The organism is Kutzneria buriramensis, from assembly GCF_003387475.1.
GTDB classification, from domain to species: domain Bacteria; phylum Actinomycetota; class Actinomycetes; order Mycobacteriales; family Pseudonocardiaceae; genus Kutzneria; species Kutzneria buriramensis.
Map to the genome: position 1 here is coordinate 92,113 of NZ_QUNO01000002.1, position 12,247 is coordinate 104,359.

Consider the following 12,247-nt stretch of genomic DNA (forward strand, 5'->3'; position numbering starts at 1 on the left):
GCTCACCTCCCGTCCGGTTCGAGCACGTCGAAATGCGGCCCGAGGCGCCGCCGCAGCGCCGCCACGCCCCGCGCGGCCTGGCTCTTCACGGTGCCGACGGAGCAACCCAGGGCCTCGGCGGTCTCCTCCACCGACAGATCGTTCCAGTAGCGCAGCACCAGCACGGCGCGCTGCCGCGGCGGCACCGACGCCAGCGCCGCCTGCACCAGCAGCCGCTGCTCGGCGTCGCCGAACTCGGCCGGCAGCTCCGGCGGCTCGTGGGTGAGGTGCTCGCGCTTGCGCCACAACCGCCGGTTCTCCGCGAGGAACGTCCGCACCACCACCTTGCGCGCGTACGCGTCGAGGCCGACCTCCCGCAGCCGGGGCCAGGCCAGATAGAGCTTGGTCATCGCGACCTGGGTGATGTCCTCGGCCCGGTGCCAGTCGCCGCACAGCAGGTACGCCGTCGCGCGCAGGGCGTTCGCCCGCGCCGCGAAGTACTCGCTGAAGTCGTCGTTCCTGGACACCGGAACCGAGTATGCCACCGAAAAACCGCGTGCAACCCGCCGGGCGGCTCGCGGCATACCTATCCCCGAACGGGGCGCCGACCGGCGGCGTCCGCCTGCCCATCGGACGACAATTGACCACCGAACTTCTCGACGCCGCCCCGACGACCCCGCCGGTCGAGCGGCTGACCAGGCATGTCCTCGCGCCCGCGGGCGTCTACCTCGCAGTGCGCGTGGTGGGCCTGGCGATCCTGGGCGTGCTGGCCGCCGTGCACGACAAGTCGCTGGTGGACGTGCTCAAGGCCTGGGACGGTGACTGGTACCTCTCGATCGCCCGTGACGGTTACGCCACCAGCGACTTCGGCATGGTGGACGCGGCCGGACACTTCACGCCGAACACCACGCTGGCGTTCTTTCCCGGCTACCCGCTGGTGATCGCCATGCTGGGCCGGCTCACGAACACCGCGTTACCGCTGGTCGGTGTGGCCGCGAGCCTGATCGCCGGGCTGTTCGCGGCGTACGGGATCGTGCGGCTGCCCAAGGACCGGAGGGTGGGGTTGATCACCGTCGCGCTGTTCGCGGCGACGCCGATGGCGGTCACGTTGTCCATGGTGTACTCGGAGGCCCTGTTCAGCGCGCTCGCCGCGTGGGCGCTGGTCGGCGTGATGGAGCGCCGCTGGTGGCTGGCGGCTTCGTGTTGCGCGGCGGCGGGTCTGGTGCGGCCCAGCGCCGGCGTGCTGATCATCATCGTGGTGGTCGCGGTGATCATCTACGGCCAGTCGGCGAAGGCGTGGCTGGCGGCGGCCGTCTGTCCACTCGGGCTGGTCGCGTTCCTCGCCTGGGTCGCCGACCGCACCGGCAGCCTCACCGGCTGGTTCGAGGTGCAGAAGGCCGGCTGGGGCACGGCCTTCGACTTCGGCGCGAACACGCTGGACTTCTTCAGGTACGTGCTGACCGGCGACGCCTCCGTGATGGAGACGACGAACGTGCTGGTCATCCTCGGTGCGCTCGTGCTGTGCGTGCTCGGGGTGCTGCGCAAGCAGCCGTGGCCGCTCATCGCGTACGGGATCGGGCTGGTGGTGATGACCGCCGGCTCCAGCGGCGTGACCTATTCGAAGATGCGGCTTCTCGTGCCGGCCTTCACGCTGCTGATCCCGGTCGCCGTCGGTCTGGCCAAGCGCCGCAACACCACCGTGCTGACCGTGCTCGGAGCATGTGCGCTGGTCAGCGGCTGGATCGGGGCCTACGCGCTGACCGGGTGGCACTACGCCATCTGACCTGCCCGATTGGCAAAACGGGCAACTTCTGGTGCTCGCCGTGAACCGGCGCCGCCGGTCGTCCGTGTTTCCCGCGCACGGCTTCCGGAACGGCCGGACCGGCGACTATCCACAAGGGACCGACATGTCCGGCTGGATCCCCAAGCTCGCGGCGCTGGCCGCCATCGCGGCGCTGACCTCCGGGTGCGCCCAGGTCGTCGCCGGCACGGGCGCGGTCGAGCGCTCCGATCCAGGCCAGGTCGCGGGCCTGGCCGTCACGACCGGCGACAGCGGCCCGCGGCCCGGCGCCACCGACGCCGGCCTGCCGGTCGTCGGCACCGACGGCAGCGCCGTCGACAAGATCGCCGAGAACGCCGTCGCGGACGTGCAGTCGTTCTGGCAGAAGGAACTTCCCGCCGACTTCGGCAAGGACTTCGCGCCGGTCAAGCAGCTCGTCTCGTACGACTCGAACGGGCCCGCGCGCAAGGTCTGCAACTCGAGCACCGCCGGCCTGGTGAACGCGTTCTACTGTGCCGCCGACGACGACATCGCCTGGGACCGCGGCCAACTTCTGCCGCAGCTCGACGATTCCTTCGGTCCCATGGCGATCGTCGCCGTGCTGGCCCACGAACTCGGCCACGCCGTGCAGTTCCGGCTCGGCAGCGTCACCCAGGCCACGCCGACGATCGTCAAGGAACAGCAGGCGGACTGCTTCGCCGGCACGTTCATCCGGTCCGTGGCCGAGGGATCCTCGCCGCACTTCCAGGTTTCCACCGGCCCCGGCCTGAACCAGATCATGGCCACGCTGTTCTTCGTGCGGGACTCGGCGGGCAGCAGCGCGCAGGCCAGCAGCGCGCACGGTGACGCCTTCGACCGGGTGACCGCGTTCCAGCTCGGCTTCGCCGACGGCGCCAAGCGCTGCGCGCAGATCGACGCGCACGAGGTGCAGGGGCGGATCACCGAGCAGCAGTTCAGCCCGGACGACGTGGATCGCGGGCTGGGCAAGGGAAATCTCCGCGTCACCGACCAGAGCGCGTTGCGGGACCTGCAGACCACGCTGCGGTCGGCGTTCGACCAGACCGGCGCGCAGCCGCCGACCATCGTCGCCGGCCAGCGGGCATGCCCGGACGCCAAACCGACGTCGCCGGCCGCCTATTGCCCCAGCACCAACCAGATCACCCTCGACACCACCAACCTGGCGCGGATCGGCACGCCGCCGCAGCAGGGCACCAAGGGAGGCATCGGTGACTTCGCCGCTTTCGCCGAGATCGCGTCGCGGTTCGCACTCGCCGTCGAACACGCGACCGGCCACGCCGTCGACCGTGCGTCGACCGGCCAGCTCACGGCGTGCCTGACCGGCATGTGGGCCGGCACGATCACGCCCGCCCACCAGGGCGCTCTGCAGCTCTCGCCCGGTGACCTCGACGAGGCCGTGGCCGAGATGCTCAACGGCAGCAGCCTGATCGCCGCGGACGTGAACGGCGCGGCGGTGCCGTCGGGCTTCACGCGGGTGGAGGCCTTCCGCGACGGGTTCACCTCGACCGGGCCGGCGATCTGCGTCAGCAAGTACGGCGCCTGATACCCGTAGGGCATCACAGGAGTGGGAAAGGGTCTTGGACTTCGGGGCCTGACCAGGGCGAAGCTCGGGTCAGGCAACGAAGGGATCCGAGATGAAGGTCTTTCTCACCGGCGGCTCCGGCTATGTGGGCCGGCCGACCATCCAGGCGCTGACGCGGCACGGCCACCAGGTCGCCGCGCTGGCCCGCACCGACGAGTCGGCGGCGTTGGTCGAGGCCGCCGGCGCGATCGCCGTCCGGGGCGAGCTGACGAACACGGATGTGCTGCGGGAACAGGCAACCCTGGCCGACGCGGTGATCCACCTCGGCATGGCCGGCGTGAACACCGCCGAGGTCGACCTCGCGGCGGCGCGGGCGATGCAGGACGGTCTGGCCGACCGCGGGCCGTACATCCACACCGGCGGCACCTGGGTGTTCGGGGACACCGACGGCGTCGCCGACGAGACCCATCCGATGGCGCCGCCGGCGCTGACCTCGTGGCGGCTGGACAACGAGCGCCAGGTGCTCGACCACGGCGGCCGGCCGGTGATCGTCATGCCGGGACTGGTGTACGGCAACCACGGCGGCCTGATCGAGGCGTTCTACGTGGAGCCGGCCCGCAAGGACGGCGAGCTCTTGCAGATCGGCGACGGCAGCACGCACTGGGCGCTGGTGCACGTCGAGGACCTCGCCGAGCTGTACGTGCGGGCGCTGGATGCCAAGCCGCGCAGCGTCTACGTCGGCGTGGACGACCAGAACCCGACGACCGGCGACGTCAGCCGGGTGCTGGCGAAGTCCCTCGACGTGCCGGTGCGGGAGGTCACCGAGGCCGAGGCGGCCGAGCGGATGGGGCCGATCGCCGAGGCGTTCGCCCTCGACCAGCGGCTGACCGCCGCGAAGGCGCGCCGCGAGCTGGGGTGGCTGCCGAAGCACACCGATGCCCTTGCTGAGCTGGGCTGATCGGCCCTTTCGAGCGCCATTTGCGAATGCCTCAACGTGTGCTCGACCAATCGGAGTATGACCGCTGCGGCCTTGCGTCCGCATTCGCCGGTGGCTAGGCTCGAAATCGAACGGGCTTGGTCGGGGGGGCTTGCCCATGTTTCACGTACTTGAATCCCGCGCTCCCCGGCCGGTTCGCGTCAACCGGAGGGGGAATCGCGTGAAAATATTGTCAGGCCGATATTTTCTGGCGTTGAGGCCGGTACGGGTCCGCATTGCCGCCGCCGCCGTGCTGGCGATGGCCGGACTGCTCGCCGCGCCGGTGGCCCACGCCGCCCCGGCGACCTCGTGCAACTCGCCGCACTGCTATTCGATCGGCACGCTCGACCGCACGGACTTCACCGGCATCTACGGCCACTGGCACAGCAACAACATGTATCTCGGCGGATCCGAATACGAGAACGGCGGCCACATCAACTCCGAGATGTGGCTGGTCACCGCCGAGGGCGGCGCCTCGTGGGTGGAGGAGGGGCTGCGCAACGGGATCGACCCGGGCGACCCCTGCGGCTGCCAGGCCTACGAGGTGTTCTGGGCCGACCAGGCGCCCGGCGGCACTTTCTCCAGGCATTTCATCGACAACGACACTCCCGACGGGTACGACAACGCGTACGAGATTCAGCGTGGGGCCGCCCCCAATCAATGGGATGTCTACTACGACGGCAACCAGGTCGGTGTCAGCGCGGTGACGGGGAGCTGGACCGGATACGAACAGCAGATCGGCGGCGAGGTGGCGGCCAACGACCTCGGCGCCGCCCACGCGGACTGGTTCCAGATGACCGCCGATTTCCGGGACGGCGCCGGGAAATGGTACGTCTCCCGGGGCGGGGCCTCGATCCCGAGTCAGGTCGTCGATTCGGGATTTACCGGTTACTGGGTGGACAGCGACTGGGTATGGTGGGTGGGGCACTGATGAGCCGGTCCGCGAGCAAAGGGGGAAACTCGTGAACAAGCGATCCAAGCGGATCGGAATCGTGGCCGGCCTCGCCGTGGCCGCGCTGGGCGTCGGCGGCACCGCGGGCGCGATGATCGCCGGCGGGCCGACCACGCCGATGCCGCCGGCCGGCCCGATGGCGGACAAGCAGCTGGCCGCCTGCCTCGACGCGCATCGGGCGAGCTGCCCGGACCCCAATCTCCCGCAGCACAGGGGGGTCAAGCCGCAGGCGGCTCAGCCCGCGCAGATGACGCGGGATCAAGCGGTGGCGGCGGCCCTGGGCAAGGCCGATCCGAAGGCCAAGGCCACGTCGGCGATCACGTCGTCGAACCTTGAGCCGCTGTCGAGCTACGAGAAGGCCACCTACAACGGCGCGCACGTCAACGCGGCGCTCGCGCCGTCGACGCAGGTGTGGGTCGTCACCGTGAACGCGGCGCCGAATCCCGCCGAGATCGACACACCGCCGGGGCAGAAGCCCAAGGTGTACACGCACTACACGGTGGTCATCGACGCGTCGACGCACCACTGGGTGGAAGAGGACTACCAGCAGTAGCCGTCGGGCGCCCGACACGGCCCGTGTCGGGCGCCCGACTTGTAAGGTGAATGCCGTGACGGACCTGGGCAGGCCGGCGCTCAACCTGGAACGCGTCCGGAAATTCGTCGCCGTCGCCGAGGAGTTGCACTTCGGCCGGGCGGCGGAGCGGCTGCACATCGCCCAACCCGTGCTGTCCCGGCAGATCCGCGCGCTGGAACAGGAGCTCAAGGTCCAGCTCTTCGTGCGCGACCGCCGCCGCACCGAGTTGACCGCGGCCGGCGAGCAGCTTTTGGCCGATGCCCGGCCGCTGCTGGCCGGGGCCGACGCCCTGCGGCTACGGGTCGGTCGCGCCGCCCGCGGGCAGCACTCGTTCACCGTCGGCTTCATGCCGGGCCTGATCGTGACGGCCGCCGTGCGGGCGCTGTCCGAGCGGCATCCCGACCTGGCGGTCAACGTCGTGCGCACGAGCTGGGACGACCAGATCGAGGTCGTGCACGACGGCCGCGTCGACGTCTCGTACATCCGGCTGCCGGTGGACCAGTCGGGACTGACCGTGCGGCCATTGCTGAGCGAGCCTCGCGTCGCCGTGCTGCCGGTCGAACACCGCCTGGCCGGCAAGGAAAGCATCGCCATCGCCGACCTCGCCGACGAGCACCTGCTCCAGCATCCCGACGCCGTGCCGGAGTGGCGGGACATCGCCACCGAGCTGCGCGACGGCACCCGGTCCCCGGTCGGGCCGTTCCACGCCGTCGAGGAGAAGCTGGAGAACGTGGCCACCGGGCGGGGGATCAGCATCCTGCCGCTGTCGACCGCCACCTTCTACACCCGGCCGGACATCGCGCACGTGCCGGTCCGGGACATTCCGCCGTGCCAGGTCTGCCTCGCCTGGGGCGCCGGCCGCCGCAGCCCGCTGATCCGCGAATTCGCCGCCCTCGCCGAACTCTGACTTGTGCAGGGAAGGACGCCTTACCCTCGTTGACCGCGGGTAAGGCGTCCTTCCCTGCATGAGCTCAGGTGCCGATCACCGCGCAGCCGATGGCCAGCTCCGTCGCCGGGTCGCAGCCGATCAGCTCCTCCACCAGCTCGTCCCGGATCGCGGCGGTGAACGTGGTCCGCAGCCCCAGCGCGGTGGCCAGCAGCGACAGGTTCTGGTTCATGTGGCCGGCGTCGAGTTGCAGCACCCTATAGGTCCGCGGCGAGTCGTGCTTCCACATGTTCCGCCCGAACACGCTGGTGTAGAACACGACCAGCCCCGCGCCGGTGACCCACTGCTGGTCGCCGCAGGCCGCGACCAGCTCGGCGTCGCCGACGAGCCCCCCGAGCAGGGCGAGCTCGTGCGTGCGGCTGTCGTAGTGGTAGATCCCGGGCGGCAGGCCCGCCACGTCCCGCACGACCGGGTACAGCTCGGTGGGATGCCGGCCGCCGCCCGACGGCGCGGTCTTGAACACTGTGCCGCTGCGCTCCTCCACCCGGACCGTGCCGGCGCTGACCTGGAGCAGCGCGCCGAGCGAGGTCAGTGGCACCGGGCCGGCGCCGAAGGCCCGGTGGCTGCGGCGCAGGTAGAGCACGTCCAGCAGATCCCGGTGCTGCCACTGGGCTTCCTCCGCCGTCGGCAGCGCGACCCGTTTGGTGTCACGGAATGTGCTGGCCGGTTCCGGCGGCTCGTGCAGCGCCAGCCGGTCGGCGAAGTCGCGGGCCTGCTCGTCCGAGCTGAGGAAGCGCGTGACGCGGGTGGTCCGCGTCGAGTAGTGGTACGCCCGCGCGACCGGCCCCCACCGGCCCCACGCGTGCAGCACCGCCTGCTCCTGGGCGTCGCGCTGCGAGCCCTCGGCGATCAGGACGTCGTTGGCCAGCAACACGTCCACCCGGTGCCGCAGCCGCTCCGGCACCGAGTCGCGGTCCCGCCAGCGGATGAACCAGCGCAGCACCTCGTCGCTGTCGGTGCCCAGCACGTACTGCCGCTGGTCCAGGTAGTCGTCCCAGACGACCTGGCCATCGACGGCGAACACCCCGCCGCAGGCGGAGATCCGCAACCGCATCAGGCCGCGTCGAACTCGACGGGCGCGCCCCACGGATCGACCGGATCGTCGTAGCATCCGGCCACCGGGCGCAAGACGGCGGCGGTGTCCACAAACTCGTCCATGTTCGTCAGGTTATCGTCGTACAAAGGGATCCGGCCGGGTCCTGCCGTCCGGACCACGATCAACTGCCCGTTCGACCGGAGGCTCAGCCGCTGAGGGAGGGGACGGTGCGGGGCGAGGTGGCGTGGGTCTGGTACCAGACCTGGAAGTCGCGGAGGGCGTCCGGGTGCAGCGACCAGGCGCCGAGGGCGGGGGAGGGGACGGCGGCCAGCAGGCGGGTGCGGTCGAACGCCTTGGCGCCGGTCAGGTACGACCGGAAGAAGTCGATCTTGCGGTCGAACTCCCGGTCGGCAGGGGCGAAGCCGGCGTCGGAGTAGGTGTAGTGCGGTCGCGGCAGGCCGACGACGTCGAACATGAGGTCCAGGCCGTCGCCGACGCGGATGCCGGTCGGATGGGTCAGGTGGAACACGCCGACGTGCCCGGACCGGCTCAGCGACACCGCGTCGGCGGCGACGAGGTCGACGGGCGCCAGGTCGACGGGCGTCGCCCGGTCGGCCCGCAGCCGCAGCGGCCGGGTGCGCAGCGCGGGGTCGCCGAGCATGGACACCATCCGCTCCAACTGCACCAACTGCCGCTGCACGCCGTACATGCCGGAGTGCCCGCCGACCACGGCATGCGTGACGCTGTGCCCGATGACGATGCCGGGCCGCAGGATCCGCGTCCGCAACCCCTCGGCGGCCAGCACCAGCCACTCGGCGGCGATCTTGCTTTCCTCGTAGCGGTTGTTGTGCAGGGGATCCGTCCCCGCCTGCTCACGGATCGTCCCATTGCGACGGCCGGCGACGTAGGCGGTGCTGAAGTGGTTGAACGACCGGCAACCCAGCGCGGTCGCCAGGTCGACGGCGTGCCGCGTGCCGAGCACATTGGTGCGCTGCAAACCTTCCCGGTGCCGCTCCTCGTAGCGCAGATCGGCCGCGCAGTGCCAGAACTCGGCGGCGCCGGTGGGAAAGTCGGCCGGATCGACGCCGCAACGGGGCAGATCGACGTCCGCGGCGACCGCGAGGCACCGATTCCGTATGTCGAAGTCGAGCGCGTCGCCGTGGCCGTAGGCCCGCGCGGCGGCGCCGAGCGCGGCCACGAGGCGGGTCGAGGCGTCGGTCCGGCCCGGCCGGACCAGGCAGGTCACGGGCGCGTCGGAGCGGCGCAGCAGCTCCAGCACGAGCGCGGACCCGACGAGGCCGGTCGCTCCGGTGACGACGTGCACGAACATCCTCTTCCCACGGCGGCGGGCAGGCGCCTTCGATGCTAGCCATCCGACCTGGTCGGTTCAGCGGACGTTCGTGCCGAGTTGGCCAAGCAAACGGGCCAGTTCCCCAATAACGCCAGGGGGATCGTGCGCCACGCCACAGCCGGGCCGGGGCGTAGGCTGGCTCCATGGCAGTCGTGAAGATCAACGCGCTCGAGGTGCCCGAGGCCGCCGGCGAGGAGCTCGAGAAGCGGTTCGCCGCCGGTGCCGCCCGGATGGCCGGGGTGCCCGGTTTCCTCGGCTTCGAGCTGCTGCGCCCGGTGGCCGGCGAGAGCCGCTACTTCGTCTACAGCCGCTGGGAGTCCGACGAGGCGTTCCAGGCGTGGCAGACGCAGCCGCGCGGCGACCACGGCGGCGGCCGCCCGCCCGTCTCCACCAGCTCCGGCGTGCTGGAGTTCGAGGTGGCGCTCAGCGTGGGACCGGAACAGGCCTGACGATCGACTCGTACGCCCGCGTCAGCGCGGCCGCCGGGTCGTCCGGCAGCCGCGCGGCGCGCCAGGCGACGTAGCCGTCCGGACGCACCAGCAGGGCACCTTCCTCCTCGATCTCCCTTGCCCGCAGCCAATCCCCGTACGCGTCGCGCAGCCCGGCCACCCCGATCCTGACCACCTCGACCGGCAGCGCGGCGGCGGCCCGCACCCACGGTTCGCCGGAGATCCCCGTCAGCAGCGTGAACCGACCCTTGCCGACCAGGTCCAGTGTGGACAGTCGGTGGCCGTCCGCGCCGACCAGCCACACGTGCGGCAGCCGCGCCCCGGGCCGGGTCGTCGGCCGATGGTAGAGCTCCTTGTCGGCGAGGAACACCTCCGCCGGCGAGCCGTCCGGGATCACCGCCGCGGACACGTAGCGCTGGTTCATCTCCACGCCGTGCGCGTTGAACTCGTAGTTCTTCAGCTCGATCGCCTCGGTCATCCGCGCCCGCCGCGCCGCCCCGTCCGCGTCCGGCGCGTCCAGCGCCTTCATGCCCAGCGTGATCGCCTCCTCGTCGCCGCCGCCGGCGATGCCCAGCGTCTCGAAGATCGGCAGGAACTGGTCGCGGCTCAGGTTGGCCCGGTCCACGATCTGCCGGCCGACGGGCACGCGCTCGGCGCTGTAGCTGTCCAGCAGCGCCGGATCGGCCTCGCCGCGCAGCACCATCGCCAGCTTCCAGGCCAGGTTGTACGAGTCCTGAACAGACGTGTTGGAGCCCAGCCCGTTCGACGGCGGGTGCCGGTGCACGGCGTCGCCGGCGCAGAAGACCCGCCCGGCCGAGTACTCGGTGGCGTAGCTGTGGTTGACCGTCCACAGTGACGTCGACCTGACGTCCACCGCGAGCTCCGGGTCGCCCACCAGGTCCCGCACGATCGCGGCGGCGGTGGCGTCGTCGATCTCCGGCGGCGCCTGCTCGATGTCGTATCCCCAGGTGATCAGCCACTGGTGCCACGGCCGGACGCACCGCACGAGCCCCATGCCGATGCCGCCGAGCTGCGCACCCGGGCGCATCACCCAGTACAGGATGCTCGGCCGGTGCGCCACGTACCGGCTCAGGTCGGCGTCGACGACGATGTTCATGCTGCCCGCCTTGCCGGTGCGGCCGGCGACCGGCAGTCCGACCTGCTCCGCGACGAGGCTGCGGCCGCCGTCGGCGCCGATCAGGTAGCGGGCCCGGATCCGGTACGTCTCGCCGCGCTGCCGGTCCAGCACGGTGGCCGTCACGCCGTCCGCATCCTGTTCCAGGGACAGGAATTCGGTGTCGAAGCGGATCTTCGCGCCGCGCTCGGCCGCCCGCCCGATCAGGATCGGCTCCAGGTAGTTCTGCGGTAGGTCGATCATGCCGCACGGGCTGGCGGCGGCGTATTCGGTCGCGGACGCGTCGCCGGTGCCCCACGTCCGGATGCGGCCGATCTCCTCGCCGGCCAGCGACGTGCACAGCACCGTGTCGCCCATCAGGTGCTGCGGCGTGCCCTGCGCCTCGGCCTCGGCCTGCACGCCGAGGTCCCGCAGCACCTCCATGGTGCGCTGGTTGGTGATGTGGGCGCGCGGCGTGTTCGCCACCCAGCCGTACTTGGTCACGAGGGTCGTCCGCACGCCGTAGGTGGCCAGCAGCAGCGCGGCCGAGCCGCCGGCGGGGCCGCTGCCGACGACCAGGACGTCTGTGTCGTGGGTCATGCGCCGAGTATCGGCCGCCTCACAACGCCTTCTCCTGCACGGAATGCGCGCGTCGCTGCACGTTCGAGGCATTCAGCCGGACGGCGCCCGGAGTCGTGCCCAACCGCGACCGCATCACCCGGGTGAGGTGCTCCTGATGACTGAATCCACATCGGACGGCGATGTCCGCGATCGGCACTGTGCTGGTGCGCAACAGCCGTTGGGCATGGCGCAGTCGCAGGCCGACCAGATAGCGGTGGGGCGTCTCGCCGGTGCTCGCCTTGAACTGGCGTACGAACTGGCTCACGCTCAGCGCCGCCGCGCCGGCGAGATCGGTCAGTGGCAACGGTTCCGACAGCCGGTTCTCGATCAGGTCCCGCACCGCGGCCAGCTGCCGGGAGGTCAACCCCGCGGCCGATGGCGGCTGCCGCCGGCGTGCCAGGTGGCTGGCGAGCAGGGCGGTCAGGTGGTCGACGTACGTGCGAGCCGACGGCTCCCACTCGCGCACGGCCCCGTCCAGCGCGAGCATCAGCTGCTCCACCAGCGGATCCACCGCGCCGACTTCCTCGGCCAACCGGACACCTTCCTCGCCGAACGCGCTGTCGGCGAGGTAAGCGTGCACGGTGTTGAGTGAACCGCCCAGTTCAACCGTCAGAGCACGCCCGGCCGGGTGCACGAACAGGCCTCCCACCGGCACCGTATGCGGCCGATCGCTGCCCCGGCACACCTTCACCGGCCCGTCCAGGTGCAGGATCACCAGGCTGGTCGGCGCCGCGTCGAACGAGGCCCGGTACGCGCGCTCCTGCTGCGTGGAGACGAAGATCTGGTCCCAGCCCAGGCCCGCGCTGGACCGCCTCGGCCGCACCCACGGCTGGTTCAGGATGCCGTTGGTGTCACGAAGGCCGATTTCGCGCACGTCGCCGAGTGTACGACCAGATAGTTGAACTCACAACTAGTGGCTGGAATCGATC

Annotated in this window: 12 protein-coding genes; 7 read left to right on the forward strand and 5 right to left on the reverse strand. The window is 71.0% G+C overall.

Annotation, left to right across the window (positions count from 1 at the left end):
- Positions 1 to 2: 2 nt before the first annotated feature.
- On the reverse strand, positions 3 to 506 hold the full coding sequence (locus tag BCF44_RS05330; RefSeq protein WP_246014853.1) for a SigE family RNA polymerase sigma factor: 504 nt from the start codon (positions 504 to 506) through the stop codon (positions 3 to 5).
- Between the two features lie 113 nt (positions 507 to 619).
- Between BCF44_RS05330 and BCF44_RS05335 the strand changes: the two genes are divergently transcribed.
- The 6 genes from BCF44_RS05335 to BCF44_RS05360 all read left to right on the forward strand — a co-directional run bounded on the left by BCF44_RS05335 (position 620) and on the right by BCF44_RS05360 (position 6,708).
- Positions 620 to 1,762, forward strand: a complete 1,143-nt coding sequence (locus BCF44_RS05335) for a glycosyltransferase family protein (protein WP_246014854.1) — start codon at positions 620 to 622, stop codon at positions 1,760 to 1,762.
- Positions 1,763 to 1,886: 124 nt separating this feature from the next.
- Positions 1,887 to 3,320: a neutral zinc metallopeptidase gene (locus tag BCF44_RS05340; RefSeq protein WP_116173548.1), complete on the forward strand. Its 1,434-nt coding sequence runs from the start codon at positions 1,887 to 1,889 to the stop codon at positions 3,318 to 3,320.
- Between the two features lie 91 nt (positions 3,321 to 3,411).
- Positions 3,412 to 4,257, forward strand: coding sequence for an NAD-dependent epimerase/dehydratase family protein (locus tag BCF44_RS05345; protein ID WP_116172991.1), 846 nt, complete (start codon positions 3,412 to 3,414; stop codon positions 4,255 to 4,257).
- A 232-nt stretch (positions 4,258 to 4,489) separates the two neighbouring features.
- On the forward strand, positions 4,490 to 5,206 hold the full coding sequence (locus BCF44_RS05350) for a hypothetical protein (protein ID WP_147328393.1): 717 nt from the start codon (positions 4,490 to 4,492) through the stop codon (positions 5,204 to 5,206).
- 31 nt (positions 5,207 to 5,237) lie between these two features.
- Positions 5,238 to 5,780, forward strand: coding sequence for a hypothetical protein (locus BCF44_RS05355; protein ID WP_116172993.1), 543 nt, complete (start codon positions 5,238 to 5,240; stop codon positions 5,778 to 5,780).
- Between the two features lie 55 nt (positions 5,781 to 5,835).
- On the forward strand, positions 5,836 to 6,708 hold the full coding sequence (locus tag BCF44_RS05360; RefSeq protein ID WP_246014855.1) for a LysR family transcriptional regulator: 873 nt from the start codon (positions 5,836 to 5,838) through the stop codon (positions 6,706 to 6,708).
- Between the two features lie 64 nt (positions 6,709 to 6,772).
- On the opposite strand, the gene BCF44_RS05365 is transcribed toward BCF44_RS05360, so the two are convergent.
- Complete coding sequence (locus tag BCF44_RS05365) at positions 6,773 to 7,801, reverse strand: SagB/ThcOx family dehydrogenase (RefSeq protein ID WP_170217349.1); 1,029 nt, start codon at positions 7,799 to 7,801, stop codon at positions 6,773 to 6,775.
- 187 nt (positions 7,802 to 7,988) lie between these two features.
- On the reverse strand, positions 7,989 to 9,113 hold the full coding sequence (locus BCF44_RS05370; protein WP_116172995.1) for an SDR family oxidoreductase: 1,125 nt from the start codon (positions 9,111 to 9,113) through the stop codon (positions 7,989 to 7,991).
- Between the two features lie 164 nt (positions 9,114 to 9,277).
- Here BCF44_RS05370 and BCF44_RS05375 point away from each other — a divergent pair, with 164 nt between their 5' ends.
- Positions 9,278 to 9,583 carry an antibiotic biosynthesis monooxygenase family protein gene (locus BCF44_RS05375; RefSeq protein WP_116172996.1) on the forward strand — a complete coding sequence of 102 codons (306 nt, stop codon included), beginning with the start codon at positions 9,278 to 9,280 and terminating at the stop codon, positions 9,581 to 9,583.
- On the opposite strand, the gene BCF44_RS05380 is transcribed toward BCF44_RS05375, so the two are convergent.
- Positions 9,558 to 11,297 carry an FAD-dependent oxidoreductase gene (locus BCF44_RS05380; RefSeq protein ID WP_116172997.1) on the reverse strand — a complete coding sequence of 580 codons (1,740 nt, stop codon included), beginning with the start codon at positions 11,295 to 11,297 and terminating at the stop codon, positions 9,558 to 9,560. The genes BCF44_RS05375 and BCF44_RS05380 overlap by 26 nt on opposite strands.
- Before the next feature lie 19 nt (positions 11,298 to 11,316).
- Positions 11,317 to 12,192 (reverse strand): helix-turn-helix domain-containing protein, encoded by an 876-nt coding sequence (locus tag BCF44_RS05385; protein ID WP_116172998.1) that lies wholly within the window; start codon positions 12,190 to 12,192, stop codon positions 11,317 to 11,319.
- Positions 12,193 to 12,247: the final 55 nt, after the last annotated feature.

Excerpts from the sequence above, each read along its gene's own strand:
- BCF44_RS05340 (WP_116173548.1), top strand. The coding sequence starts at position 1,887 with ATGTCCGGCTGGATCCCCAAGCTCGCGGCGCTGGCCGCCATCGCGGCG.
- BCF44_RS05375 (WP_116172996.1), top strand. The coding sequence starts at position 9,278 with ATGGCAGTCGTGAAGATCAACGCGCTCGAGGTGCCCGAGGCCGCCGGC.
- BCF44_RS05365 (WP_170217349.1), bottom strand. The coding sequence starts at position 7,801 with ATGCGGTTGCGGATCTCCGCCTGCGGCGGGGTGTTCGCCGTCGATGGC.
- BCF44_RS05345 (WP_116172991.1), top strand. The coding sequence starts at position 3,412 with ATGAAGGTCTTTCTCACCGGCGGCTCCGGCTATGTGGGCCGGCCGACC.
- BCF44_RS05370 (WP_116172995.1), bottom strand. The coding sequence starts at position 9,113 with ATGTTCGTGCACGTCGTCACCGGAGCGACCGGCCTCGTCGGGTCCGCG.
- BCF44_RS05380 (WP_116172997.1), bottom strand. The coding sequence starts at position 11,297 with ATGACCCACGACACAGACGTCCTGGTCGTCGGCAGCGGCCCCGCCGGC.